A 24802-nucleotide genomic window follows, 5' to 3' on the forward strand; every position below is an offset into this window, starting at 1 on the left:
CATCAAATCGCGATGGAAAGTTGCTGCGACAGACCCGCCCCGTAGGTGGCGGAGATCTGGGCAACCTCTACCGCAACTTCGCCGGAAGCCCCGTCAGATGCCTGTCGTTGGGCGGAATAGGTGTACTCCGGCTGTGAAACAATGACCTCGCGCAGGGTCTCGCCGTCTTTCAGAATCCGCAGCAGATAGCTCTCGCTTTCCTCTCCCAGAGGCACTTCCGGACCTTCCCAATCATCGCCGTCGATGCGCGTTCTTCTGATCCAGCCGAACGTGATATCGCCATCCGACCGCCGCGTCGCCGCTAGGTGCGCTGGCGCATAGGGGCGTAATCCGTTGCCGTCAAACGCTCGCTGCAGTTGCCGATAAGACGGATCGCTGACGGCCCGCTGGGCCGGTCCGATCCGGTAGTATTGCGCGACCCGGCGCAGGTTCCGCCCCAGCTCGATTTGCTGCGGTACACCGTTGAGCAACACGAACTGCGATCCCGCCGGCCACACACCGGGGATCAACCCGTCCGACCCCGCCTGCCCGCGCAAACGCCCGCCCAGCAGGTAGGTCCCCGGTGCCAGAAGCTCGGCGCGCCGAAACTGGAACACCTCCCAATTGTCCGAACTGCCGTCCCCGATCGCTGCCAGATTCGCCCCGCTCAGAAGCGCCTGTTCCGTCACAGTTTCCAAACGACCGGATACCAGCCTGACCTCCAGATCATCGCCCCGATCAATCAAGCCAGCGGCTGCCGCGCGCAGGGGCGAGCGCGTGACCCCGATGGTCGCGCGGATTGGCAGGACCGTGTTGATACCGAAATCCTGCTCCGTCTGGCTGCTATAGAGCGCGACACTCCCCGGCCAGGGCATCGCAGTTGCGGCGATATAGGGGGCGAAAGGCACCTCATCGCCTTTCAGCAAAGGCAGGTCGAGGAACAGCGGCAGGACCGGAACCGGCGCTACGAAGGGCCGCAAACGCACCTGATCGTCCTCCATCGGTGCGGCCTCGTAAATCTGCGGGTCGACGCGCACGGCTTCGATCTGCTGAAACTCCGCTTGATCAACCCGGTCCACACGGTAGAGCGATGGCCCCTCGTTCTGATCCGCTGGCAGACGCACGACGTCGCCGGCCCGCACCGAAAGCTTTGATGGCGGTAGTGCAAATTGCACGGTGTCGCGCGCAATGCGTGCCTCGTTGAGCCATCTCTCGGCGACCTGACGGCCCTCGGCGCGGGTGAGCATCATCGTGAATTCCGTGGCAGAGACCGCATGGGTACGCTCATCCGGCAGCACCGCTTCTTCGGTGATGACCTCGTAATTCGCGTCCGCCTGTATGAAACGGACCCGCACGCGCCCCGACAGCGCAGCTTCGGCTTCACGTGTCTGGACAAGCGTGCCGTCAATCTCGCTACTGACTGCAAAGGTGTCGGGATCCAAAGCGGTGTCGCGCAATCCGTCCCGCATCCTGAAAACCAGCGTTCCATCGCGTTCGACAGCGTCAAAGCCGTATCGCACCATCAAAGGCTGCAAGGACGCGCGCGCGTCACCAACCTCTGCCACCCCATACCCACGGACAACGCCGTATAGCGTCGTGGTATCGTAGGATTCCACCCCCGCCCGGCGGCAGATCTCGCCGACGACAGAGGCAAGACTGCGCGAGGATACACGCCCGTTCAGCCAATGGCCCCGCGCGTAGGCGTCGCCGTCGCTCCACAGATCACGGTTGCCGGGAAAGAATGGATAGGGTCGCACATCCCATGCCCAGACAAACGCGCGCCGCATGTCGACCATCGGGCCTTCGTATTCGATGCCCTGCGGATTGTTCTCGGGTTTCGCCCAATAGTCGATCATCGCACGCAGGTATTGCATCTGCATATAGTCATCGCGCGAACCGTCGGAATACTGTGGCAAACGGCTTTCGGAAGATTTTGCATCCAGAAACTTGTTCGGCTGGTTGGTGCCCTTGTCGATGGCCGCGCATCCGTATTCGGTGAACCACACCGGCTTGAGCCCGGGCACCCAGCCGGTCGGCGTGTTCTGCCGCGCGCCGTTTATCCGATCATAATGCAGATTACCCCACCAGTTGCGTATATCCTTGTAGCGATAGATCCAGGGCTCGTTATGTGCACCATCGGTGATCGGCGTGCGGATCTGCGCCTCGCGCTCTTCGGGCGCTGCATAATACCAGTCATACCCTTCACCGCCCTCGATATTCGATTTCAGGTAATCGAGGTTATAAATTGAATCCCACTCCTGTGCGTCGCGGTGCGCGGTGCCTTCGCGCCAATCGGACAGCGGCATATAGTTGTCGATCCCAATGAAATCGATCTGCGGATCCGCCCAAAGCGGATCAAGGTGAAACAGGCGGTCGCCACTGCCATCGAGGGGCTGGAATCCGAAATACTCGCTCCAGTCGGCTGCATAACTGATTTTCGTCTGGCCTCCCACCAGCGCGCGCACCTCGGTGGCCAGCGCGCGCAGGGCATCCACCGCCGGAAAGACGTTGCGCGCGCTGCGAATGCGGGTGATGCCGCGCAATTCCGATCCGATGCAGAAGGAATCGACGCCACCCGCCGCATGACACAGGGCCGCGTAGTGCAGGATGAAGCGCGACAGCGTCCATTCATCCGGGCCTGTATAACTGACGACGCCATCCTCCATCGTGAAATCCGCGGCCGTGACAGTCCCGAAGAATGTGGCAACTTCATCGGCGGCGGCTGGTGTTGCGTCCGTGGAGCCGGCCTGTCCGGGCGCACGTTCAGTCGTGATCCGACCGCGCCACGGCAGCGCCGGTTGTCCCTGCCCGCCGGTGTAGGGATTGGGCAGATCATTGCCGTCAAGCTGGTCCATCAGGATGAAGGGATAGAACATCACGGCCTTGCCCTGGGCATTCATCGCCTGGATCGCTTCGATAACCGATGCGTCGGCAGGCGTACCGCCATAGATCGGGCGCCCGTCGGCCCCGCGCGTGATAACTTCCGCCGCGCTGCGCGGCAGTTCCGAAACGCGCCACGGCATCTCGTCGCCGTCTATCTCCGTATCTTCGACCTTGGGACGCACGGTACATTCAGCAATCCGCAAGTCGGAGCCGAACCAGGACACGACAAGCGACGCGGCCTTCAGTTCGGGAAGCTCTTCTGTCAGTGCCTCCAGCGATGTCAGGAAATCGGTCTTTCCCGACGGCGAATTGATGTTGGCGCTCCAACGCGCGTTGTTGTCGCCTTCGTAGCTGACAGGTGTCGTCGCAAGCGAGTACTCTCCGGTTCCCGGAATGAGCGCGACCCCCTCCACACCGTAGCTCAGAGCGTGCGACGCGCCGGGTGCGCCGCGTTGCTCGGGCCGGATCACTTCGAACGAGAACTGCGGCACACGGTTGCCGAAACGCTGCAACGCCAGTGCCTCGATGACGACGTAGGCCGTCCCGCGATAGGCCGGCACCATGCCCGCGCCCTCGATCGCCTCGATCAGCGGATCGGGCGATTGCGATGCACTGCCGGTATAGACCCGCATGTTCAGGCTATCGGGCGCAATCTCTTCACCATCGGCCCAAACACGCCCAACGCTTGTGATCTCGCCTTCGCACAGCGCAATCGCCAAATTGACCGAATAGCTGTATTGCGAGGTGCGCGGCTCCGGGCTGCCGCCCTTGCCGCCGCCGCTGTTCGTGACGACTTCCTCGAAGTCGGACGCCCAGATCACTTGCCCGCCCAACCTGAGCCGCCCGTAGATCCGGTTGACAGGATCGCCCTCGCCGGCGCTGGTCAGACGGAATCGGTCGACCTTGCCCGTCTCCACCGCCTGCCCGCCGGACCCAAGTATCTTTTGATCGACGACGCGCCCCAATGTCGCGCCAACGGCACGCCCCACGGCGACGGACGAGATTCCCGCCACCGTGCCCCCGATCGAGCCGCCTACAGCCGCACCCGCTGCTGAAAATAATATCGTCGCCATCAGGTAACCTCCTCGGGAAATTCGAAACACGCCACAATGCGTCGGTGCCACGGTACGCTCAGAGGGCTTTCCACCACGCCGTGACCGGAATAGGCATGGATGAACCGGGGCCGGTCATCGGTTTGCGAGAGCAAGCCAAGATGCTTTGCCACGGATCCCTGACGCATCCGGAACAGCACAACATCACCGGGTTGCATGGCGCCGACGGGTTTCGCCGTCAGGTGCCGCAGAGCCGCCGCCCAAAGCCGCTCTTCGCCCTGCGGTTCAGACCAATCCATCGAATAGGCCGGTATCGCTTCGGGCTCGCGGCCATAGATTTCGCGCCAGACACCGCGCACCAGCCCCAGACAATCACAGCCCGCGCCCTTGGTGGAGGTCTGATGCACGTAGGGCGTGCCGACCCAGCCGCGCGCAGCGGCGATCAGATCCGCACGGATCACCGGAGCGATCCGCCAGTGTTCGATTTGCTGCTCGCCGGAATGGACACCACCCAGTCTTCACCGGGCACATCCGGAAAGCCCTGATAGTTGTCGAAATTATTGAACTTCAGCCGACAGGTTTCCGTGCGCTTGTCACATCCCGCGACCAGCCGTACCTGCGTGCCAGTCTCGACCGGCCCGCGCAGCGGCTCCCACAACTCGACAATGCGCTTATTGTCTTCGATACGGTCGCTCCGGATCGTCCCCCAAAGATCTGCGCCCGGACCGGTCAGGATCTCGAGACGTCCCCGCGTAAACCAATCCGCATCGAAAGACAGGAAATTATCCCACACAAACTGCCGTGCGTTCTTTACCATGTCGACAGGCAACGCGTGCACATAACCGTCGCGCCCCAGATCGAAGCGGCACGAGGTATCGCCCAGCACAGCAGTACACGGTTTCTGATAGACCCGCCCCAGCGGACGGTTCAACGCTTCGGTCAGCCCGCGCAATTCCGCACGGAAGGCACCGTTTGTCCGCGTCAGCTCCCCGATGGAGCCGCGAAAATTCAGCCAGTGCTGGGACGGATCAGCCCAGTTCACCAGCCACGCGCGCACGTCCGCGCCGTCAAAGCGCCCCTGCTCGATCTCATCCTCGCGCAGCGACGCATCGCTCAGCGCACCCAGGGCTTCGGTGTTGTCCACCGACAGGCCCGTCGACTGCGCAAGCGCAAGCGCGCTCAGCCCGGTATCCGCACGAAAGGTGATGCCCGCGAAGGACAGTGGCAGATCGTGATCGGTGAAGGCAAACACCTTGCCATCGCGGCGGGTGATCGCCCAGGCGTGGCACACGGTGGTCGGACCGCCCTTCAGGTGTGCCGCCAGCTCTGCATTGAAATCAACCATCACACGCGCACCTCGCGGATCGGAATATCCGGCACCTGCCCGGCCTGAAAACTTGCGATGTTGGTCAGGATCCTGTCGCTGTCAAAACGCACCGGCACATCGAATTCGTAGCCCGCGTACACCCGCGTGTCGGGATCGGGCGGATGATTGAACACGATCATTCCGCTCTTTGAGTTCAGTGTGTAATCGATCGTCTCACGCTTTTCGTCCTGCTCCACCATAACCAGGACGCTGCCGACCACCGGTTTGGTGATGGGCCGCGCATAGGCATGACCGCCGGACCGGTACGTCTTGATGATCTGGAACTGCGTCCGCGTACCATCGCCGGTGCCGATGTCCTGATCGTCATAGGCAATGGCCGCCGACGGGCGGCTCGATTTATAGTCTGACCAATCCTTCCAGCGGAAACCGAACATTTGTCCGAACCGAGCCTCATAAAAGGCGATGACCCGCTCGATGTCATCGAGCGACCGCATGCCCAACCCCGCGTCATAGACCCGGCGCGAATGCGCCCAGGGCGTGTTGCGCTCTTCATAGCCATTGGCAAGCGTGACGACATCGACCCGGCGCTGCGGACCGCCCAACGCGCCGAAACTCAAATCCGGCGGAAACAGAACCTCGTGAAAATTCATCTCTCATCCCCTCGCTTAACGGTTTTTCTGACCGGCGCTCAGCGCGCGGGTCATCTGTGCGGCGATTTGGGCGCGAGATCGCTGAAAGCTCGCCGCATCGGGGGTGGAGATGTTCATCACCACCGTCGGCGCACCGCCGCTCCCGCCTGCGCGCACACCAAGCTTGCCATCAGGGCCGCGCGCCAGCGGCATGATCGCCTCCGGTCCCGCTTCGCCCATTACGCCCATGCCGCCCCGCATACCGAAATGCGTCGCCTGGCTGACCACACCGCCATCGGCAAAGGGCATCACACGCCCCTGGCTGAACGGCGCGCCTTTCGCAAAGGGCAGTATCCCCTGCACCAGTCCCGTGACCCCTTGCGTGATCATCCCCCCGAAGTGATCGGTCACTGGCTTGACCGCGGCACTGTAGGCCGAGCGCGACAGCGATTGCGCCACCGTTGTCAGAGCATCCGAGAGCTTCATACCGTCGAAAACGACACCGTCGAACGCCTTGCGCAACCCGCGGCTGAGCCCGCGCTCCAGCGCGGCTACGTCCTTGCCCGTCCCAGCCAGCGATGTCCGCATCCGGCGCAATTCGCTGTCGAAGCCGGACACCAGAACGCTGGTCTGTCCCAACGTCTGGTTGAGCGATTGCGCATCCGTCCCGAGCGCGTCAATGGTTTCGTCATCCATGATCGTGATCCTTTTGCTTGTCCGGATAGGCCGCCATCAGCGCATCCAGTCCTCCGCTCAGCAGCGGCGCCGTACCGCCGCCGCCTGCCCCCAGCATCAGCTGCAGCTCTGCGGGTGTCAGTGCCCAGAACGCGTCCGGCGTCAGCCTGAGCCCGTGAAATCCCGCCCGCATCAGCGCCGGCCAGTCGAAACCGGCCCTCACGCCTGCACCATGAACGCCCGCGCCAAAAGCTCCGCCGCCGCTTGCGCCGCGGCCATCGGGCCGCCGTCGATGTCGGCCCGCGCAAGGGTGCGCGCGTCGATGCGCACACCGCCACCCTGCAATCCCGCCACCAGCAGCGCGAGCACATCGCGTGTGCCGTAGCGACCCCCTTCAAACCGCTCGACCAGCGCCACCAGCGACGGCTCCTCAAGGGCCTCCTCCAACTCAGCCAACGCACCCAGCGTCAGCTTCATCCGGTGGCGTTGACCATCAATCGTCAACGCCACCTCTCCGCGCCACCGATTACCCATCCTCAGACGACCGGCTCGATATAGGGAACAAAGCGCAGCACACCGGCTGACGCGAGCGACAGCTCATACGTTGCTTCGCCGTTCAACTGACCCGCGTATTCCAGCGAAGTCAGCTGAAACGGCCCTTCGACCACACCGAACTCGGGGATCACGATCTGGAAATCCGGCGTCAGCCCGTCGAACAACAGCTGGCGCGCCCGCTCGTCCGTGCTCTCGTCGCGGAAAACCCCCGATCCGCTGATCGCCGCAGACCGCACCCCGGCCCCTGCGAGCAATTCACGCCACCCGCCTTCGGAATCGAGCGATGTCACATCCACCGCCTCGGCGTTGAAACTGATCCGCGTCGCGCGCAGTCCAGCAATCGTTTCGAAATTGCCATCGGTGGTCATGTCCACTTTGACCAAAAGATCCTTGCCTGCCTGAACAGCCATTCTGTGTACTCCTTTAAGAAATTTGAAATCAGTCGGGTCTTCAGTCGTCCTGCACCCGCGCACGGAACCGCAGATCGATCTGTCGCGCGCTCGCCGCATCGATCCGACGCGCCGTTGCCCGGTCAAAGCGCAGCGAGACAAGACGCCCCCGCACCAGATCCAGATCGGCATTGTGCAGAACGTCACTGATCGCGGCCGCGGCACGCTTGGCGCGGGCAAATCCAGGAAGCGTCGTGATGACCGAGACGTTGAGTGTGTGCGCCGCGCCCCCGCCGCTGCCATCTGACGCATCGCGGACAGTCTCGCTGCCCAGCTGGACGTAGATGTCGGGCACGCTGCCGGCGGGCACCGCATCGTAGACCGACGCCCCCACTTCCGCCGCAAGCGCGGCGTCTGCGCTGAGCGCGTCGAAAACGGCGGTCTGAAGTGCCGCTGAAACCGCATAGCTCATACCACCTGCTCCTCATGCGCAAAACAGGTCAGATAACGTCCGCTTACATCGCGCTCCGCCACCGCCTCGATCGTGAAAATCCGCGTGCCAAGGCGGAACCGCTGCTGGGCAGTAGGCCGCTCGGCGCTGCCAACCGGTGCCCCGCGCACCGTTATCCTGAATGTCATACGGCTGACCGGCGCGCCGCTCAACGCGGCTTCGCGCCCCGTGCGCGCGGCGATCTCACCCCACAGGACGCCCAGTGGCACCCATCCCGCTACGAAACCGCCCGCTCCGTCATGCAACAGGTCAGGTGCTTCGAGCACGAGCTGCCTGTTCAGTCGCGGCGCGCTCATGCCCGCTCTCCGACGCCTAGACGCAGATTGCGGTACCGCTCGATCAAGCTGGTCACGCCAAATGGCATGCAGCCACCGCTCAGCCCGGTATCGTGGCGATATTCATAATAATGCGCGGCCAACATCAGCACCGCCTGCTGAAGATCGCTGGGCACGTCGTCCCAATCGGGTCCGAAACCCGCCAGAAAACGCAGCCGCAACTCCCCACCCCTATCCGGACAGGGCAAAGCCGCTCCAGCCGCTCTCAAGCGCGGCGTTTGGGTGTCGCGTTCCAGCCAATACGCAGCCGGATCTATCTCCTGGCTCGCGCCGTCGTGGGCCACAAGTGTCAGCGCAGCTATCACAGTGACCGGTGCCATACCCAGCGCCAGCGCCTGGCTGTTTCGCAGCGCGTTGACCGACAGGGTAAATTCGCGCTCGATCAATGCCTTGCCGGTGCGGGCTTCGATCGCCGTCATCGCAGCGCGCAAAAATCCACGCAAAACGACGTCCTGCACCTCGGTATCGGCGAACCCCGTTCCCATGCGCATATGCGCTTTGAACGTATCCACCGGCAGGGCATCGTCCGGCACGTTTGTCTCTTCGATCAACATCTCAAAGCCTCTCTCAACTTCGCTCAACTCCGGCCGCCCCGCATGCGGGAGGCTTCCCAGTACCGGGCGCCCGTCCCGCCCTCCGCGTTGCTCGGTCGGAGGGGAGCTTGCTAGACAACACGAAGGGTCTAGACAGGGACGCGCGCCCGGACCGGCACGAAGGAATGCCCCCGCACCGGCTTCGGTTCTTCCGTCTTAGGAAGCGCCGAATTTCAGAAGCTTGATCGCCGCAAAGTCGCTTACATCGCCGCCCACACGCTTGGTTGCGTAGAAAAGGACATGCGGCTTGGCGCTGAAGGGGTCGCGCAGGATACGCAGATCGGGGCGCTCGGCGATGGTGTAACCCGCAGCGAAGTCACCGAACGCAATCGCCGTCGCATTCGCGTCCGCATCAGGCATGTCTTCGGCAATCAACACAGGATACCCCATCAGACGCGCAGGTTCGCCCGCCGCCAGACCATCGGACCACAAAAAGCGGCCATCCATATCCTTGAGCTTGCGGATGATTCCGGCTGTCTTGGAGTTCATCACGAAGCTCGCGTTGGCACGGTATTGTGCACCCAGCGCATAGACCACATCCACGATGGCATCGGCTGTAACCTCGCCAGAAACGCCCGTCGGCACGTAACCCAGATTGCCCCAGGCCCATACATCATTGTCGACCGTGCTGTGCGCAAGAACACCCTTGGGCTTGTCGATCCCATCACCGTTGATGAACGCGCTCGCCTCGGCCCGCGCGAATTTATCCGCGATACGGCCCGCAAGCCAGCCTTCGATGTCGAACGCACTGTCGTCAAGCAGACGCTGCGACGCCTTAGGCAATGCGCTCAACTCGTGCAGTTGTACGGTGATGCGGTCGATCTGCGGCGTGTCACTCTCGCCGATGGTCGACGTTTCCGTGGCCCATCCGGCACCGACGTCCGAATGATCAACGAGCACGTCATAGGACGTCGCCTCCACATTAACCACGGATGCGATCGCGCGGATCGACGCAGTGGTGTTAAGCACCGATTTCACCATGTCCGATGTCTGCGGATCAACAAGATAGCCCCCGTCGGAATTTACCGCCGTGGACAGCGCCTTGCCCTCGAGCTGCAGACCGCGCAGGCCGTCGTCATCGCCGGTACGCACATAGGCGTTAAAGGCCTTCTCATGCGGTGCGCCCGCATCGGTGGCAGCCGCCAAAGGAGGGCGTGCAGCGTTCAGTGATTTGCGGTCCAGCATGTTCATTCGCTCTTCTGTTTGTTGAAGTTTCGTTTCAATGTCGGCTTGAAAGCCTTTGAATTCGTGGACAAAGCCGGTCACGGCCCGCCGCACGTCCTCAGCCGGGGACAAGTCATTTCCCACGGCCTTCTCTTCGGTCATGCTCATGCGCATTTCCCCCGTTTGGTTGCTGTCTGCGGCGATCTCAATTCGGCCCGCGCCGCATCGAAATCTGCCGCCATGTCGCGCAGGATCTCACCAAGACTGACAAAACCGCCAGCCTTCGCCGCCACCCGCGCACTGGGCAGCATCGGGAAAGTCACCAGCGACACCTCCCAAAGCTCCAGTTCCTGCAAGAGCCGCTGGCCCTTGGTATTTTTCGTCGCCTTCACCGTGCGGTAGCCGATCGACAGACCGTCGATCGCACCTGCTTCGATCAGGGCAATCGCTTCACGCCCCTTCCCAACCGATTTCAGGATGCGCCCCTTCACGAACAGGCCACGGGCGTCCTCGCGCACGTCGTCCCAGACGCCGATGGGCTGTGCGGGATCGTGCTGCCACAGCATTTTCACACCGCGCTTCGCCGCCGCCAGTGCCTTCAGGCTCGTCCCGTAAGCACCGGCTTCGACCACATCATTGCCCTGGTCGACCGCTCCGAAAAAGCTGGCGTAGCCGCTTATCTCGACGCCGCTGTCCACCTTCGCCACCTCGTCAAGCGCAATGAATTTTCGCTCGAGACCGGGCAACCCGCCGCCGGTCTCCGGGACCAGCCCGAAGTCGTTTCCATTCATAATCATGGATGTCTCCTTGTTGATTTTTTCGCCTAGGGTGCGACCACCAGAAATGACTGCACCGCCTGCGCCAGGATGACCGCGACCACCCCGTAGACCGTCAGCCAAAGCCGACGCTCCAATCGCTCGATCATCACCTCGATCCGGTTCAACCTGTGTGTAAGGTTGGCAAAATGGATCGCACTGACCTGCTCGTGCGCCTGCAATTTCATTCCCGGCGCGCATTGAAACCGCTCGACGGGATGCTCACTCATCGGCGGCCACCGCAGGCAATCCCAACAGCTTGCGCTTCTCTGCCTCGGTCAGGAATGCAGCCCCCGCAACCCGCGCCCACTGCGCATCGCGCTCCGCACTCAGCGCCGGTACCTGGTCCAGATCGGGCTTCACCTCGACCGTTTCGCCGGTAAAGCCGGAGAGCCAATGCGCCAGCACCGCGGTCACCCGCGTCGCAAGCGGCAAGACGGTCAGGCGGTAAAACGCGCGGTTTGCCTCCTGATAGTTGGCATAGGTGGCGTCGCCCTGAATACCGATCAGCATCGGCGGCACCCCAAAGGCGAGCGCGATCTCGCGCGCCGCAGCCTCCTTGGTCTTCTGGAACTCCATGTCGGACGGGGAAAAGCCCATCGGCTTCCAGTCCAGTCCACCTTCCAGCAGCATCGGACGTCCGGCATTGCGCGCGCCCTGATGGTGGCTCTCCATTTCGCTCACCAACCGGTCGTACTGGTCATTGCTCAGCGTGCCCTGCCCCTCGGCGCCCTTGTAGATGATCGCCCCAGAAGGCCGCGCCGCATTGTCGAGCAGCGCCTTCGCCCACCGCGATGCGGAATTGTGCACGTCCATCGCCATCGCCGCAGCCTGCATCGGCGAAAAGCCGTAGTGGTCGTCCTGGGGGTGGAAATTGCGCACATGACACACAGGCATGCCCTGGGTGGCATCAAACCGGTGCTTGCGCGCCCCGACCGCATATTCATACGCCACCGGCCAGCCATCCGCCCCCGGCACCACAGACATCCGGTCGGATCGCAGCACATGCAACTCCAGCGGCACACCGGTTTCACCGCCCACCGCCTCGACGTACCCATCACCCGACAGCAACAGCTGTGCATAGAGCGCCTCAAGCAGTTCCGCCCGCCCCTGCGCGCCGTTCGGCCGCGCCAGCAGCGCCAGCAAAGGGTGTGTCTCGAACCGCTGCGTCGTGTCTTGCAAAACCAGAGGCAGCGCCGCAGCCGCCTCCGCAATCAGCTTGACAGACCGGAAGCCAACCGGATTGCCCAAGAACCCCGTCCGCGTCAAAGACACCGTGTCACGCGGGCTCCACGCCACGCACCCGGCACTTTGCACCGACACGACCCGCCCCGTGGCAGACGCCTTCACCTCCGCCACTTCTTCCGCCCCGCGCCGTAGAAAATCAAACATCATCCCGCTCGCTCCTTGCCCAAGTCTTGCCCATGTCCCGCAGCAGCCGTGACTGCCTCAACGCTTCGAAACACAATCTCTCACCAAAGGATTAAACCCACCGGACCACACCGTGCGTTGCGCGGGCGGACCCTGCCCGAAACGAAAAAAGGGAGGACCGAAGCCCTCCCCATCGTCAAACGCAAGACACTTCCCCCCTAAAGGGTACGTACGCCGGGCTGCCGCCATTTCGCAGCGGGCGCGATCATCAGTTCGTGCAACGCCCAGACCAGCGCGTCGACACGGTCAGGCGACCCGCCCCCCTCATAGCCGCGTGCCGTCATCCGCGTCATCTGGTCTTCCAGCGCATCGAGATCCGGTAGATGACGTACCCGCCCCTGCTCGTATAACGCAGCGACGGGTTCGGCACGTGCCACCTTGCCCCGTGTCGCGTGAACTCCCTTGTACGGCACCAGTGGGTCAATCTGCCGGATAACCTCCTGCACCATCTGGCCTCCCTGGTTGACCTCCGCCACCAAACGATCCGCGCCGAATTGCTCCATCGCGGCAATCGCCGCGCGCGCCCATCCGCTCGGCCCCTGTCCGCGCACCGTGCAATCGGCCAGCACGAAGGCCCGCCAGTCCTGCGGCGGTCCGCTGCTTTGCACGCCCGCCACGACGATCCCGCACTCATCCGCCGCCGCGCCGGAGGTCGTTGCCGGGTCCACCGCGACCACGATCCGGTCAAGCCTTGGTACATTGCGGACCCGACACGCCTCCAGCATCGCCGATGTCCACAACGCTCCCTCGGCATCCGCCAGCAGAACGCCGTCAAGCTCTTGGCGCCCCAACCGCGTACCGCGATAGCGCGCGCGCACCTCTTCCAGAAACGACGCCGCCAGATTGGCGCGGTTGGCTTCGGTGGGCGCGTGTGTCACCACCGTCGAGGGCGACCTTAACAAGTCCTTCAACACGCCAACATTGCGCGGCGTCGTTGTCACGCAAACCTGCGGGCGATCCCCCAGCCGCAGCGCGAATTGCAGCATATCCCACGTCTCCTGCGCTTTCTTCCATTTGCCGATCTCGTCCACCCAGGCCGCGTCGAATTGCGGACCGCGCAGGCCTTCGGGATCATGCGCCGAATGAACGGTCGCTATCGCCCCATTGGGCCACACAAGCCGCTTGCGCGTCGCCTCCCAATCCGGCCTGCGATCTTCGGGCGAGCAGGCCAATATCCCACTGTCTCCAAATATCATGACCTCCCGCACTTGATCTATTGTCTCGCCGACAAGCGCCACTCGGCTGCAACGGCCCTTGTCCAGCGGTCGCGATCCCTCGACGACCGACCGCACCCATTCGGCGCCGGCCCGCGTCTTGCCCGCACCGCGCCCGCCCATGATGACCCAGGACCGCCAGTCTCCCTCCGGCGGCAACTGGTGCGGCATCGCCCAGAAATCGAATAAAAAAGGGAGAGCACGAAGCTCCCCCTCCCCCAGCTCATTCAGGAATTGTTCCTGTACCGATGGCGCTGCGGAGCCGATCCAGCTTGCACCCGATGTCAGCCCGCACCCGGTCGAGGTCAAGCGCGACCCCGCCACGTGCAATTCCGGCTTTTCTGTTTCGGCAGTCATACAGCATCAGCTCCGCTTTCTGGCAGCGCCCGATGACATCAGTGGCAGCACTGATTGTCTTGGCCGCTGCGGTTGCATTGATATCCTCCCCGGCTCTGGCCCGTTCCTTCAGGCTCTCTATTTCTTCTCTCAACTCGCCCAACGTGCGTTTGACAGAGGCAAACAGGGCTTCTGCGTCGGCAAGCTCGTCGAGGTGATACGCCGGGGTGCTAACAGTCATCCGATATCGGTCCTTCCGCTTGGGTATCTCCAACCGAAAAAAGTGGCACAGCGGGTCACGACAGGAATGACGCAGCCGCTCTGCCAGTTCTCCTAGCAAGGAATATTACTATCGAGAAAAGGACGAAAAGTCAAGAAAAACGGGGTTAACATAAACTGCTAACCCCGTGCGTTGCTTGACAAAATCGTTAATTGACCGCTCGGCGCGGTAACTCTAGTTGCCGCCTGTAGATGCGTTCCCTGCGGCCGCAGCACCCTGTTCCGCCTCGATCTGGCGCCAGCGTGCGACGTTCTCGTTATGCTCGGCCAACGTCGTCGCAAATGCATGCCCGCCGGTACCGTCCGCCACAAAGAAGATGTATCCTGTCTCTTCCGGCTGGGCCGCCGCCATCAGGCTCGCACGACCCGGATTGGCGATCGGTGTGGGCGGAAGACCCGAGATGACATAGGTGTTGTAGGGCGTCTCACGCCGCAACTCGCTGCGCCGCAGTCCCCGCCCCAGCACCCCTTCTCCGTTGGTGATGCCGTAGATTACGGTCGGGTCCGTCTGCAACCGCATCCCCTGATTGAGACGGTTGACGAACACACTCGCTACCTGTCCGCGCTCTTCGGCCACACCGGTTTCCTTCTCAACGATAGATGCGAGAATCAACAGCTCTTCCGGGCTCTCGATGGGCAGCTCCGGATCACGTGCCTCCCATGCGGCGGCCAATTGCGCCTCCTGTGCGGCTTCCATCCGTGCCAACAGGGCCGCGCGGTCATCGCCCTTGCGCACCTCGTAACTATCAGGCGCAAGCGCGCCCTCGGCGGGCACATCCGACACCTCACCGCTCATCACTTCCATACCGTTAAGCGCGTTCACAACCTGCCAGCTCGTGACGCCCTCAGCCATCGCTATGCGCAGCCGCGTGTCCGCTTTCGCCAGCATCTCGGTGTATTCGTCAGGTGTTTCTTCCTCGCCCGGCGTGAACTCCGCCCGCTCGACAAACCGGTTCGTCGCCGGATCAAGCTCGCGCACCTGAACGCTCGTGCGGGTCACACCGATGCGATAGACGATCTCGGTACCGCATGTGCTCGCGCCGCCGCGTGTCACGACATCCACGATCTCTTGCATGCTCGCTTCCGGCTCTACCAGAAAGCTGCCGGCCTTCAGCTTGCTGGTCTTTTCCTCATAACTCGCACCGATGCGAAAGATCGCCGAGGATGTCACCGCCCCTTGCTCCGCGAGGTCTTCGCTGACCCTGCCCATCGAAGAGCCCCGCTCGACCTGCACACAGATCGCCTGGCTCAGCGGCCCGGGAGAGTCGTACTGCGACTTGCCCCAGATGATCAGCCCCCCAAGCAAGAAAAGGCCAAGCATGAGAAACGTGATCGCATTGGCCGCAATGTGTCGCCACATTTAATCGACCTTCCCGAACAGAACGCTCGCATTCGTCCCACCGAACCCGAACGAGTTGCTCAGTGCGACGTTGATTTCACGCTTCACCGCCTTGTTGGGCGCCAGATCGATCTTGGTCTCCACCGCCGGGTTCTCAAGATTGATCGTCGGCGGCGCGATCTGGTCGCGGATCGCGAGGATCGAGAAGATCGCTTCGATCGCGCCAGCGGCGCCCAGAAGATGCCCGGTCGCGGATTTCGTCGACGACATGGTTACCTTGCCCGCATGCTCCCCCATCATTCGCTCAACGGCACCCAATTCGATGGTGTCGGCCATGGTCGATGTGCCGTGCGCGTTGATATAGTCGATATCCTTCGGTTCCTTGCCCGCATGACGCAATGCCGCCCGCATCGACCGCTCGCCGCCCTCCCCGTCCTCGGACGGCGCGGTGATGTGGTAGGCGTCGCCGGACAGGCCATAGCCGATCACTTCGGCGTAAATTTTCGCGCCGCGCGCCTTGGCGTGCTCGTACTCTTCCAGAACAACGATGCCCGCGCCTTCGCCCATGACAAACCCGTCGCGGTCCGCATCATAGGGCCGGCTTGCTTTCTGCGGCGCGTCGCCGCGTTTGGTCGACAGCGCCTTGCACGCATTGAAACCGGCAATCCCGATCTCGCAAATCGCGGCCTCCGCGCCGCCTGCAACCATCACGTCCGCGTCACCGTACTGGATCAGACGGCTTGCATCACCAATAGCATGCGCACCGGTGGAACAGGCCGTGACCACCGAATGGTTCGGCCCCTTGAACCCATACCGGATCGAAACCTGACCGGAAATCAGGTTGATCAATGCCCCCGGTACGAAAAACGGGCTCACCCGACGCGGGCCTTTTTCCTGCATCATGACAGCCGTGTTTGCGATGGAATTGAGCCCGCCAATGCCGGAACCGATCAGGACACCGGTGCGCTCCAGACTCTCGCGGTCCTCCGGCATCCAACCGGCATCTTCCACCGCCTGCTGCGCGGCGGCGATGCCGAACATGATGAATGTATCGACCTTGCGCTGCTCTTTAGGCTGCATGTATTTATCGGCGTTGAACGTACCATCGGTCCCGTCGCCCAAGGGCACCTCGCAAGCGTATTGGGTGACAAGGCGGCTTGGGTCAAAACCCGTGATCGTGCCCGCGCCCGATCGGCCATCTAGGATCCGCTTCCAGCTTTCCTCGACACCGTCCGCCAACGGTGTCACCAATCCCAAACCTGTCACGACCACTCTGCGCATCTGCTAAGCCTTCCGGTGTTTACTGCTTGATCGGCTATACCGTGCAAAAGCGGTTTTGTTCAAGGGCGCAGGCCATCCCCCGCGCGCGGATTGCCGCCAAAATCAATCGCGACGGAACCTTGCGCGTCACTGCCAGTTGGCTCTTCACAAAAAGGAGCGAACTTCATGGACGTGCTGGATATTCTTCTCAGGGCCATTGCGTGCATAGCTGCAATTATCCTGCTCACCCGTCTGCACGGTCTGCGCAGTTTTTCTAAGATGTCGGGTTTCGATTTCGCGATCACCGTTTCAATCGGGTCGGTTCTTGCAGGTGCGGTCACGACTTCGGGCACCAAACTCTGGGTATTTATTGGCGCCTTCGCTGCGTTATTCGTGGTCCAGATCGTCATTTCGCAACTGCGTGTCCGCGTCCAGACCATGCGGGCAGCCGTCGACAACCCGCCCATGCTTGTGATGGAAAACGGCAGGATGATCGCCGAGAACATGAAGCGTGTTGGCATGACCGAATCCGATCTCTGGGCAAAGTTGCGCGAAGCCAACGCCTATAACCTTGACTATGTGCGCGCCGTTGTCATGGAAACGACCGGTGACGTCAGTGTCTTGCACGGCCCGAAGGACGGACCAAAGATATCACATGAAGTGCTGGACGGGGTGAAGCGTGGCGCGGCAACATGATAGTGCGTCGTCAAACCGGCGGCCCCTTGCGTGTCATCAGCGTCACCTGTTCGCCATCGACCTGCGCGTCGCGCAAGTCCTTGTAGCCCAATGTATGCGCAATTTTGCGCGAGGCCACGTTGCCTTTCGTGATCATGCAGACGGTTCGTCCCGTCACGACCCGGTCGAACCAATCATGCGCCGCATTCGCGGCTTCCATCCCCAGTCCGCGCCCCTGCGCCGCCGGATCCAGAACCCAGCCGGCTTCCGGGAACGGATCAAACTCGTCTCCCAATCCGCGTGATCCGAAGAAAAAGCCGGTCTGCCCGGCCATCAACGCCTCACCGTGAACCTGTATAGCCCACTGCCCAAACCCAGTGATCTGCCAGTGACCGGCATTGCGCAGAAACGAATCCCAGCTGCGCGCCTTGGGCCAGGGTTTCCCGCTGATATGCGCCACGACTTCCGGCTTCGCCCATATCTCGGCAAATCGGGCAAAGTCCTCGGTGCGCATCGCGCGCAGCGTCAGCCGGGAGGTATTTATCGTAGGTATCGTGCGTGACATCCGGTGAATGACCTTCACTCTTGCAGTGTGCTCAGGCGGTCACCCTCACCCGATACGCGCGCCGCCGACAAGCAAGAATTCGGCCAAAAACGAAAAACGGCGCCGATCCGCAAAGGGTGGCGCCGTCTTGGAATTTTTCTGCCGACAATTACGGCTGAACGGACTCAGGAAGCTTCTTTGATGAACTTCACGGCGTCGCCGAACGTCTGGATGTTCTCCGCCGCGTCGTCCGGGATCTCAATGCCGAACTCTTCTTCGAACGCCATCACCAGCTCGACCGTGTCGAGGCTGTCAGCGCCCAGATCGTCGATGAACGATGCGTTCTCGACAACTTTGTCTTCTTCAACACTCAGATGCTCTACAACGATCTTCTTTACGCGTTCTGCGACATCGCTCATACTTTGGTCCTCGCTCAATCAGGCCACATGGCCCCTTTTGGTTTCCGCCCTCCCAGATTTCGAAGGGCCGGAGAATGCCCCAAAAGGGGCGGCTCGTTTTCCTTGCTCGCACAAGGCGCGGGTCACAATCAAGCGCCCGTCTGGGTTAATCTGCGCTTCCTTTAGCATATGATGCTAGGGACGCAAACGCTTTCACGACAGCGCCCTCACAACATGGCCATACCGCCATTCACATGCAAGGTGGCACCCGTGACATAACCTGCCTCACCGCTGGCGAGATAGACGACCGCGCTGGCAATTTCGCTCGGCGTGCCCATGCGGCCGGCCGGAATCTGCCCCATGATCCCCGATTTCTGATCGTCGGTCAGCTTGTCGGTCATCGCCGTTTCGATGAAACCGGGCGCGACGGCGTTCACCGTGATGCCGCGACTTGCCACTTCATAGGCAAGGCTTTTCGACATCCCGATCATCCCCGCTTTCGATGCGGCGTAATTCGCCTGCCCTGGATTTCCGGTGGCCCCGACGATGGATGAGATATTCACGATCCGGCCCCAACGCGCCTTCATCATGCCGCGCATCACACCCTTGCACAGCTTGAAGGTCGCGGTCAGGTTCACGTCGAGCACCGACTGCCATTCATCCTCGGACATCCGCATGAACAGATTGTCCCGCGTGATCCCGGCGTTGTTGATCAGGATATCAACGGCTCCCATCGCCTCGACTGCTTGCTTGGGCAGGGCCTCGACCGCCGCCATATCACTGAGGTTACAGGGCAGCACGTGTGCCCGTTCCCCCAACTCCGCCGCCAACGCCTCAAGAGGTTCGGTACGCGTGCCGGAAAGCCCAACGACAGCGCCCTGTGCGTGCAACGCGCGCGCGACATCCGCTCCGATCCCGCCGGATGCGCCCGTGATCAACGCGCATTTTCCTGTCAAATCAAACATGTGGATTCCTTTATTCCAGTAATCTCCGGCGTACGACGGATCAGCTTTGGGCCGCGTCTTGAACCTCGTCCGCGGTGCCGACGGTGCGCAGCGTCGCGTCCTTGTGGATACGTCGGATCATGCCGGACAACGCCTTGCCCGCACCAATCTCCCAAAACTCGGTAACGCCCTGTGCGACCATCCACTCCACAGACGACCGCCAGCGCACCCGACCCGTGACCTGATCCACCAAAAGCTGCGGGATCGGTCCGGCGGTACCCACAGCCTGCGCCGTGACATTCGCCACCAGCGGCACGGCGGGATCGTTCAACGTGACTTCGCCCAACGCCTGCGCCATCGCGTCGGCAGCGGGCGCCATCAACGCACAGTGAAACGGCGCCGACACCGGCAACGGCAGCGCCCGTTTGGCGCCCGCTGTCTTGGCAAGCGCGATCGCCCGTTCGACGGCTTCCTTATCGCCTGAGATCACGTTCTGGGTGGGATCGTTTTCGTTAGCCAGTGCGCAGACACCATCGCCCGCCGCCTCCGCTGCGATGCGCGTCACCTCATCCGCGCCAAGGCCCAGGATCGCCGCCATCGCGCCCTCGCCCTGCGGTACAGCCGCCTGCATCGCGCGACCCCGGATCCGCAGCAACCGCGCTGTATCGGCCAGCGAAAATACCCCTGCAGCACACAGCGCGGAATACTCGCCCAGACTGTGCCCGGCTACGAAATCGGCGCGCGTGATTACGACGCCTTCTGCCTCCAGCGCCCGCATTGCCGCCATCGATGTGGCCATCAGCGCAGGCTGCGCGTTTTCGGTCAACGTCAGCGTCTCGATGTCGCCGTCCCAGATCAAACCGCTCAGCTTTTCGCCCAAAGCCGTGTCTACCTCGTCGAACACGTCCCGCGCCGCCGGATAGGCCTGTGCAAGACTGCGGCCCATGCCAATAACCTGTGCGCCTTGGCCTGGAAATACGAATGCGGTGCTCATGGCGGTGCCTCTCCACTGAAAACTGGGGTTTTGTGTAGCGAAGGTGGCGCAGTCCCACAAGGGCGCACACCATATCTGCGCAGGTGGTCATTGCCCTGCTCGCCCCGCAGCGTATTGTTGCGCAGATACGCACGGACAGGAGACATGACGTGGCCTTGACCAATACGACCCTTCGCTACGGCAGCGTAACCCGCGGCTTTCACTGGCTGACGGCGCTTCTAGTGCTGACGCTCATTCCGGTTGCGATCATCGCCGAGGAGTTGCCCTACGAGACCTCCGAGCAATTGGCGCGCAAGGCCTGGCTGTTCTCGTTGCACAAGACGCTCGGCATTACCGTTTTCTTCGTCGCACTGCTGCGGATTGTCTGGGCCATCTCGCAACCCAAGCCGGCACCCCTGCACGCGGACCGCAAGTTCGAGACATTGCTGGCAGAGACGGCGCATTGGCTGCTCTATGGCTCGCTGGTACTGTCGCCCCTGTCGGGCTGGATACATCACGCCTCCACCTCAGGCTTTGCGCCGATCTGGTGGCCGTTCGGTCAATCCCTGCCACTGGTGCCGAAATCGGAATACGTCGCCGCCGTGACGGGCGGGCTACACTGGGTTTTCGGCGTGGTGATGATCTTTACGCTGCTTGCCCACATTGCGGGGGCGCTCAAACACCATCTGATCGACAAGGACGCAACGCTGCGCCGTATGCTGGGTCGCCCGGCAGACATTCCCGCCCTCATACCCACGTCGCACGGCGCTGCCCCGATCCTGTGCGCCATCACAATCTGGGCAGGCACGCTGGCGATGGGAAGCGTTTTGAGCGTTTACAGCGAAGAAAGCGAAACCGTCGCCAGCGCTTCGCTCGAAGATGTCGTATCAGAATGGACCGTTCAGAATGGCGAAATCGCGATCACCGTCACACAATTCGGCTCCGAGGTGACGGGACGCTTCGCCGACTGGACCGCAAGCATCGACTACGACGACAATGTGATGACCGGGCCGGCAGGTTCGGTCGCGGCGGTGATCTCTATCGGCTCGCTGACCTTGGGCTCCGTCACCGACCAGGCGATGGGCCCGGATTTCTTCGACACATCCACCTATCCTACGGCTACCTATACGGCGGACCTGATCAAAGGCGTCGACGGGTTCACCGCCGAAGGCATGTTGACGATCAAAGACCAGTCCGCGCCGCTCTCAATGCCATTCAGCCTGCTTATCGAAGGCGACAGCGCGCAGATGCTTGCCTCTCTCACACTCGACCGTCGCACGTTCGGCATAGGTGACAATATGGACGACGAAAGCTCACTTGCCTTCGATGTCGGCGTCGATATCACGCTCGTCGCGACGCGGGCGGAAAGCTCAGATTAACCTGACCCTCTCCCGCGCTGGCAAACAGCGCATGAAAAAAGCCGCCGGTTTCCCCCCGGCGGCTTTCTGGTCGTTCTTTCTGCGCGTCAGTCGGCTTTGCCGGCCTCGACGGAAATCATCACTTGTACTTCATCACTGACGTTCGGTGCGAATTTGCCAAGGTCATAATCGGACCTCAGAAGTGTCGTCGTCGCGTCGAAACCCGCCCATGGCTTGTTGGCCATCGGATTGTCCGCCGCCTGATTCAGTGTCGCATCAAGGACCACAGACTTCGTGACATCATTGATCGTCAGATCGCCGGTAATCTCGGCGGTATCATCTCCAGTCACTTCGATCGCCGTGGACGTGAACGTGATCATGTCATCGTCGGTCGCGCCGAAAAAGTCGTCTGACATGAAGTGGCCAGTGCGCTCCTCCCAACCCGTGAACATGGACTTTGTCGGCATCGACACGGTCACGGATGAATTTGCAGGCTCTTCCTGATCGAACATGATCTCGCCCTCGAAGCCGGAGAACATGCCGTGGGTGGTCGAGAAACCGAAATGCTCCCAGCTGAACAGGATCTGGCTATGGCTTGGATCGAGCGTGTATTTCTCTGCGGCCAGCGCCATGCTGGCAGACGCGGACATCACTGCGGCGAGAACGAGGGTTTTCATGTGGTCATCTCCTTGGTTGGACTTTCTGAAGATATATGTGGGGCAAAGAGCCCGAAACTCAATGCCGCAAAGGTCAACAGGATCTGCGCGGAGCCGAACAGATCGGCACGGCATATGCGGTTTTCTCAGATAGTTTCGCCTACAGACCGAAGCGCGACACAAAGAACGCGCAAGCCCAAACGGGGTATCCACGGACCGGTGGCAGCGTACCCGAAGAATGTTGTCCCGCAACCGGCGGCACCGCTTGCTCAAGCGGCAAAACCGTGTATATGCGGAGCTTCTTTTGCAAGAACAGACAAACCGCGCAGTCTCTCGTGGTGGGGCCGCAGAAGAACCATCGCCCCGCCTATGAAATGCGCCTTGAAATAAGTGGAGCACACATGCCGCTATATGAGCATGTCATGATTGCGCGTCAGGACCTGTCCAACACGCAAGCCGAAGGCCTTATCGAACACTTTGGCACCGTCCTCGCCGACAACGGTGGAAAACTCGTCGATAGCGAGTATTGGGGCGTGAAAACAATGGCCTACAAGATCAACAAGAACCGCAAGGGCCACTATGCCTTCCTGCGCTCCGATGCACCGGCACCCGCCGTGCAGGAGATGGAACGCCTGATGCGCCTGCATGATGATGTCATGCGCGTTCTGACGATCAAGATGGACGAGCACAAAGAGCTGCCATCCGTTCAGATGCAAAAACGTGACGAGCGCCCCGAGCGCCGTGAACGTCGCTGATTCTGGCTTGTAGAAAGAGGACCTGACCCATGGCTACAAAACCATTCTTCCGCCGCCGCAAGGTATGCCCCTTCTCGGGCGACAATGCACCGGCAATCGACTATAAAGACACACGTCTGCTGCAGCGCTACATTTCCGAGCGCGGCAAGATCGTGCCGTCCCGTATCACCGCAGTTTCTGCGAAAAAGCAGCGTGAACTGGCCCGTGCCATCAAACGCGCCCGCTTCCTCGCCCTGCTGCCCTATGCCGTGAAATAAGGAGCAAAGCATATGCAAGTTATCCTTCTGGAACGTGTGGCCAAGCTTGGCCAGATGGGCGAAGTCGTGGATGTAAAGCCCGGCTATGCCCGCAACTATCTGCTGCCGCAGAACAAGGCGCTGTCCGCGTCCAAAGCGAACGTCGAAGCGTTCGAGGCACAGAAAGTCCAGCTTGAGGCGCAAAACCTCGAGACCAAAAAAGAAGCAGAGGCAATGGCGGACAAGCTGAACGGTCAGCAGTTCGTCGTGATTCGCTCCGCGTCCGACGCGGGTGCGCTTTACGGCTCCGTTACCACCCGGGACGCTGCCGAATCCGCGACCGAGGAAGGCTTCTCCGTTGACCGCAAGCAGGTCGTCCTGCGCGCGCCGATCAAGTATCTCGGCATCCACGAGGTACACGTCGTTCTGCACCCCGAGGTCGAGGCCACCATTGAGTTGAACGTTGCACGCTCACCCGAAGAAGCCGAGTTGCAGGCCGCCGGTAAATCCATTCAGGAACTGGCAGCCGAGGAAGAAGCCGCGGCAGAGTTCGAAATTTCCGAACTCTTCGAAGACATCGGGTCTGCCCAGCTTGACGAAATGGAAAGCGCGGACGAACAGCGCACCGGAGCGCCTGCCGTTCTGGAAAAAGACGAGCTGGACGAGAAGCTCGACCGCGACTCCTGAGATCCGCTTGGCGCGACCGGCGCCGATCGAACGAGACCACACGCCGCGCAGGATCTGCGCGGCGTTCTTCGTTTTCAATCACCGGGCGCGGGCGGGGACGGGCATGACCCTGTCCCGCGCAACTATCCGCGCACGGCGAAAGCGCCATCTTGCCCTTGGTGCGTCATTTTAACTATCGTCGGCATCGAAAATGCCAACGAGAGTCCCGATGATACAAATTTTCCGCCGCGATATATTGCTCGGCGTCTGCGCCGCACTCGCACTTTCCGCTTGTGCCGGTACACCCAAGGTCGAGACCGCATCTTATCAGACACATGCGCTGCCGCTGCACCCCAACGAGACCCCGGTGTTGCGCGGCAAGATCAACTACTGGGCGGATCATTACGAGGTGCCCCGCGCGCTGGTCCACCGTCTCGCAATCCGCGAAAGCACCCATAATCCAGGTGCGCGCAACGGCCCCTACTACGGTTTGTTGCAGATCCTGCCTGCAACCGCAGGAACAATGGGCTTTCGCGGGTCCCCTTCCGCACTTCTCGATGCAGATACGAACCTGAAATACGGGGTCAAATACCTGCGCGGGGCGTGGCTTTTGTCGGGAGGTGATCACGGTACGGCAATCGGCTGGTACGCGCGAGGGTACTACTACGAGGCCAAGAAGCGCGGGATGCTTGTCGAGACAGGACTGCGCCCGGGCTAGCGCCACAGCCCCATGCGCGCCATCGTATATGCCTGCGAGGCAGAACGAAGCAGTTCCAGTTCAATTACATTGAATGTTACGATTGTACTGAGACATACCAGTATAGCGCGGGC

General features: G+C 61.7%; 30 protein-coding genes. 6 read left to right on the forward strand and 24 right to left on the reverse strand.

The window, feature by feature from the left end; all coding sequences use genetic code 11:
* Positions 1-2: 2 nt before the first annotated feature.
* From Q1A06_RS05480 to fabF, 19 genes are all read right to left on the reverse strand, one after another.
* Positions 3-3935 (reverse strand): glycoside hydrolase/phage tail family protein, encoded by a 3933-nt coding sequence (locus tag Q1A06_RS05480; RefSeq protein WP_299559710.1) that lies wholly within the window; start codon positions 3933-3935, stop codon positions 3-5.
* Positions 3935-4375 carry an NlpC/P60 family protein gene (locus tag Q1A06_RS05485; protein ID WP_299559712.1) on the reverse strand — a complete coding sequence of 147 codons (441 nt, stop codon included), beginning with the start codon at positions 4373-4375 and terminating at the stop codon, positions 3935-3937. Before Q1A06_RS05485 ends, Q1A06_RS05480 begins: the two co-directional genes overlap by 1 nt.
* The gene (locus Q1A06_RS05490; protein WP_299559715.1) at positions 4372-5259 is read right to left on the reverse strand and encodes a DUF2163 domain-containing protein; all 888 of its coding nucleotides are present in this window, start codon (positions 5257-5259) and stop codon (positions 4372-4374) included. The genes Q1A06_RS05485 and Q1A06_RS05490 overlap by 4 nt, the downstream gene beginning before the upstream one ends.
* Positions 5259-5891 (reverse strand): DUF2460 domain-containing protein, encoded by a 633-nt coding sequence (locus Q1A06_RS05495; protein WP_299559718.1) that lies wholly within the window; start codon positions 5889-5891, stop codon positions 5259-5261. The genes Q1A06_RS05490 and Q1A06_RS05495 overlap by 1 nt, the downstream gene beginning before the upstream one ends.
* 15 nt (positions 5892-5906) lie before the next feature.
* A complete protein-coding gene (locus Q1A06_RS05500; RefSeq protein ID WP_299559721.1) occupies positions 5907-6566 on the reverse strand; it encodes a phage tail tape measure protein in 660 nt (219 codons plus the stop codon).
* On the reverse strand, positions 6559-6768 hold the full coding sequence (locus Q1A06_RS05505) for a rcc01693 family protein (RefSeq protein ID WP_299559724.1): 210 nt from the start codon (positions 6766-6768) through the stop codon (positions 6559-6561). Before Q1A06_RS05505 ends, Q1A06_RS05500 begins: the two co-directional genes overlap by 8 nt.
* Positions 6765-7079: a gene transfer agent family protein gene (locus Q1A06_RS05510; RefSeq protein WP_299559727.1), complete on the reverse strand. Its 315-nt coding sequence runs from the start codon at positions 7077-7079 to the stop codon at positions 6765-6767. The genes Q1A06_RS05505 and Q1A06_RS05510 overlap by 4 nt, the downstream gene beginning before the upstream one ends.
* Positions 7080-7081: 2 nt before the next feature.
* The gene (locus tag Q1A06_RS05515) at positions 7082-7510 is read right to left on the reverse strand and encodes a phage major tail protein, TP901-1 family (protein ID WP_299559730.1); all 429 of its coding nucleotides are present in this window, start codon (positions 7508-7510) and stop codon (positions 7082-7084) included.
* A gap of 40 nt (positions 7511-7550) precedes the next feature.
* Positions 7551-7961: a DUF3168 domain-containing protein gene (locus tag Q1A06_RS05520; RefSeq protein WP_299559733.1), complete on the reverse strand. Its 411-nt coding sequence runs from the start codon at positions 7959-7961 to the stop codon at positions 7551-7553.
* The gene (locus tag Q1A06_RS05525) at positions 7958-8296 is read right to left on the reverse strand and encodes a phage head closure protein (RefSeq protein ID WP_299559736.1); all 339 of its coding nucleotides are present in this window, start codon (positions 8294-8296) and stop codon (positions 7958-7960) included. Before Q1A06_RS05525 ends, Q1A06_RS05520 begins: the two co-directional genes overlap by 4 nt.
* Positions 8293-8889, reverse strand: a complete 597-nt coding sequence (locus Q1A06_RS05530) for a head-tail connector protein (RefSeq protein ID WP_299560559.1) — start codon at positions 8887-8889, stop codon at positions 8293-8295. The genes Q1A06_RS05525 and Q1A06_RS05530 overlap by 4 nt, the downstream gene beginning before the upstream one ends.
* Positions 8890-9084: 195 nt before the next feature.
* Entirely contained in the window at positions 9085-10260 is a 1176-nt protein-coding gene (locus Q1A06_RS05535) for a phage major capsid protein (protein ID WP_299559739.1), read from the reverse strand.
* A complete protein-coding gene (locus Q1A06_RS05540) occupies positions 10257-10889 on the reverse strand; it encodes an HK97 family phage prohead protease (protein ID WP_299559742.1) in 633 nt (210 codons plus the stop codon). The genes Q1A06_RS05535 and Q1A06_RS05540 overlap by 4 nt, the downstream gene beginning before the upstream one ends.
* 26 nt (positions 10890-10915) lie before the next feature.
* Positions 10916-11137, reverse strand: a complete 222-nt coding sequence (locus Q1A06_RS05545; protein ID WP_299559745.1) for a hypothetical protein — start codon at positions 11135-11137, stop codon at positions 10916-10918.
* Positions 11130-12302, reverse strand: coding sequence for a phage portal protein (locus Q1A06_RS05550; RefSeq protein ID WP_299559748.1), 1173 nt, complete (start codon positions 12300-12302; stop codon positions 11130-11132). Before Q1A06_RS05550 ends, Q1A06_RS05545 begins: the two co-directional genes overlap by 8 nt.
* Positions 12303-12496: 194 nt before the next feature.
* The gene (locus Q1A06_RS05555; protein ID WP_299560561.1) at positions 12497-13723 is read right to left on the reverse strand and encodes a terminase family protein; all 1227 of its coding nucleotides are present in this window, start codon (positions 13721-13723) and stop codon (positions 12497-12499) included.
* A gap of 52 nt (positions 13724-13775) precedes the next feature.
* A complete protein-coding gene (locus Q1A06_RS05560; protein ID WP_299559751.1) occupies positions 13776-14129 on the reverse strand; it encodes a hypothetical protein in 354 nt (117 codons plus the stop codon).
* A 213-nt stretch (positions 14130-14342) separates the two neighbouring features.
* A complete protein-coding gene (gene mltG / locus Q1A06_RS05565; RefSeq protein ID WP_299559754.1) occupies positions 14343-15527 on the reverse strand; it encodes an endolytic transglycosylase MltG in 1185 nt (394 codons plus the stop codon).
* On the reverse strand, positions 15528-16787 hold the full coding sequence (gene fabF / locus Q1A06_RS05570) for a beta-ketoacyl-ACP synthase II (protein WP_299559757.1): 1260 nt from the start codon (positions 16785-16787) through the stop codon (positions 15528-15530). It abuts the gene before it with no gap.
* A 165-nt stretch (positions 16788-16952) separates the two neighbouring features.
* Here fabF and Q1A06_RS05575 point away from each other — a divergent pair, with 165 nt between their 5' ends.
* The gene (locus tag Q1A06_RS05575) at positions 16953-17462 is read left to right on the forward strand and encodes a YetF domain-containing protein (RefSeq protein WP_299559760.1); all 510 of its coding nucleotides are present in this window, start codon (positions 16953-16955) and stop codon (positions 17460-17462) included.
* Between the two features lie 10 nt (positions 17463-17472).
* Here Q1A06_RS05575 and Q1A06_RS05580 read toward each other — a convergent pair whose 3' ends face one another.
* The 4 genes from Q1A06_RS05580 to fabD form a co-directional block, all read right to left on the reverse strand.
* Positions 17473-18006 carry a GNAT family N-acetyltransferase gene (locus Q1A06_RS05580; protein WP_299559762.1) on the reverse strand — a complete coding sequence of 178 codons (534 nt, stop codon included), beginning with the start codon at positions 18004-18006 and terminating at the stop codon, positions 17473-17475.
* A 164-nt stretch (positions 18007-18170) separates the two neighbouring features.
* Positions 18171-18404 (reverse strand): acyl carrier protein, encoded by a 234-nt coding sequence (locus tag Q1A06_RS05585; protein ID WP_299559764.1) that lies wholly within the window; start codon positions 18402-18404, stop codon positions 18171-18173.
* 206 nt (positions 18405-18610) lie between these two features.
* On the reverse strand, positions 18611-19348 hold the full coding sequence (gene fabG, locus Q1A06_RS05590) for a 3-oxoacyl-[acyl-carrier-protein] reductase (RefSeq protein WP_299559767.1): 738 nt from the start codon (positions 19346-19348) through the stop codon (positions 18611-18613).
* Positions 19349-19388: 40 nt separating this feature from the next.
* Positions 19389-20321: an ACP S-malonyltransferase gene (gene fabD, locus Q1A06_RS05595; protein ID WP_299559770.1), complete on the reverse strand. Its 933-nt coding sequence runs from the start codon at positions 20319-20321 to the stop codon at positions 19389-19391.
* Positions 20322-20470: 149 nt separating this feature from the next.
* Between fabD and Q1A06_RS05600 the strand changes: the two genes are divergently transcribed.
* Entirely contained in the window at positions 20471-21679 is a 1209-nt protein-coding gene (locus Q1A06_RS05600) for a cytochrome b/b6 domain-containing protein (protein WP_299559773.1), read from the forward strand.
* 86 nt (positions 21680-21765) lie between these two features.
* Here Q1A06_RS05600 and Q1A06_RS05605 read toward each other — a convergent pair whose 3' ends face one another.
* A complete protein-coding gene (locus Q1A06_RS05605; protein WP_299559776.1) occupies positions 21766-22335 on the reverse strand; it encodes a YceI family protein in 570 nt (189 codons plus the stop codon).
* Positions 22336-22715: 380 nt separating this feature from the next.
* Here Q1A06_RS05605 and rpsF point away from each other — a divergent pair, with 380 nt between their 5' ends.
* The 4 genes from rpsF (at position 22716) to Q1A06_RS05625 (ending at position 24689) form a co-directional block, all read left to right on the forward strand.
* A complete protein-coding gene (rpsF, locus tag Q1A06_RS05610; RefSeq protein WP_267158728.1) occupies positions 22716-23069 on the forward strand; it encodes a 30S ribosomal protein S6 in 354 nt (117 codons plus the stop codon).
* 29 nt (positions 23070-23098) lie between these two features.
* A complete protein-coding gene (gene rpsR / locus Q1A06_RS05615; RefSeq protein WP_025061827.1) occupies positions 23099-23326 on the forward strand; it encodes a 30S ribosomal protein S18 in 228 nt (75 codons plus the stop codon).
* A gap of 12 nt (positions 23327-23338) precedes the next feature.
* A complete protein-coding gene (gene rplI / locus Q1A06_RS05620; RefSeq protein WP_299559783.1) occupies positions 23339-23992 on the forward strand; it encodes a 50S ribosomal protein L9 in 654 nt (217 codons plus the stop codon).
* Positions 23993-24200: 208 nt separating this feature from the next.
* Positions 24201-24689, forward strand: coding sequence for a lytic transglycosylase domain-containing protein (locus Q1A06_RS05625; RefSeq protein ID WP_299559786.1), 489 nt, complete (start codon positions 24201-24203; stop codon positions 24687-24689).
* Positions 24690-24802 lie beyond the last annotated feature (113 nt).

Origin of the sequence: uncultured Sulfitobacter sp., assembly GCF_947497275.1 — a bacterium.
Taxonomy (GTDB): Bacteria; Pseudomonadota; Alphaproteobacteria; order Rhodobacterales; family Rhodobacteraceae; genus Sulfitobacter.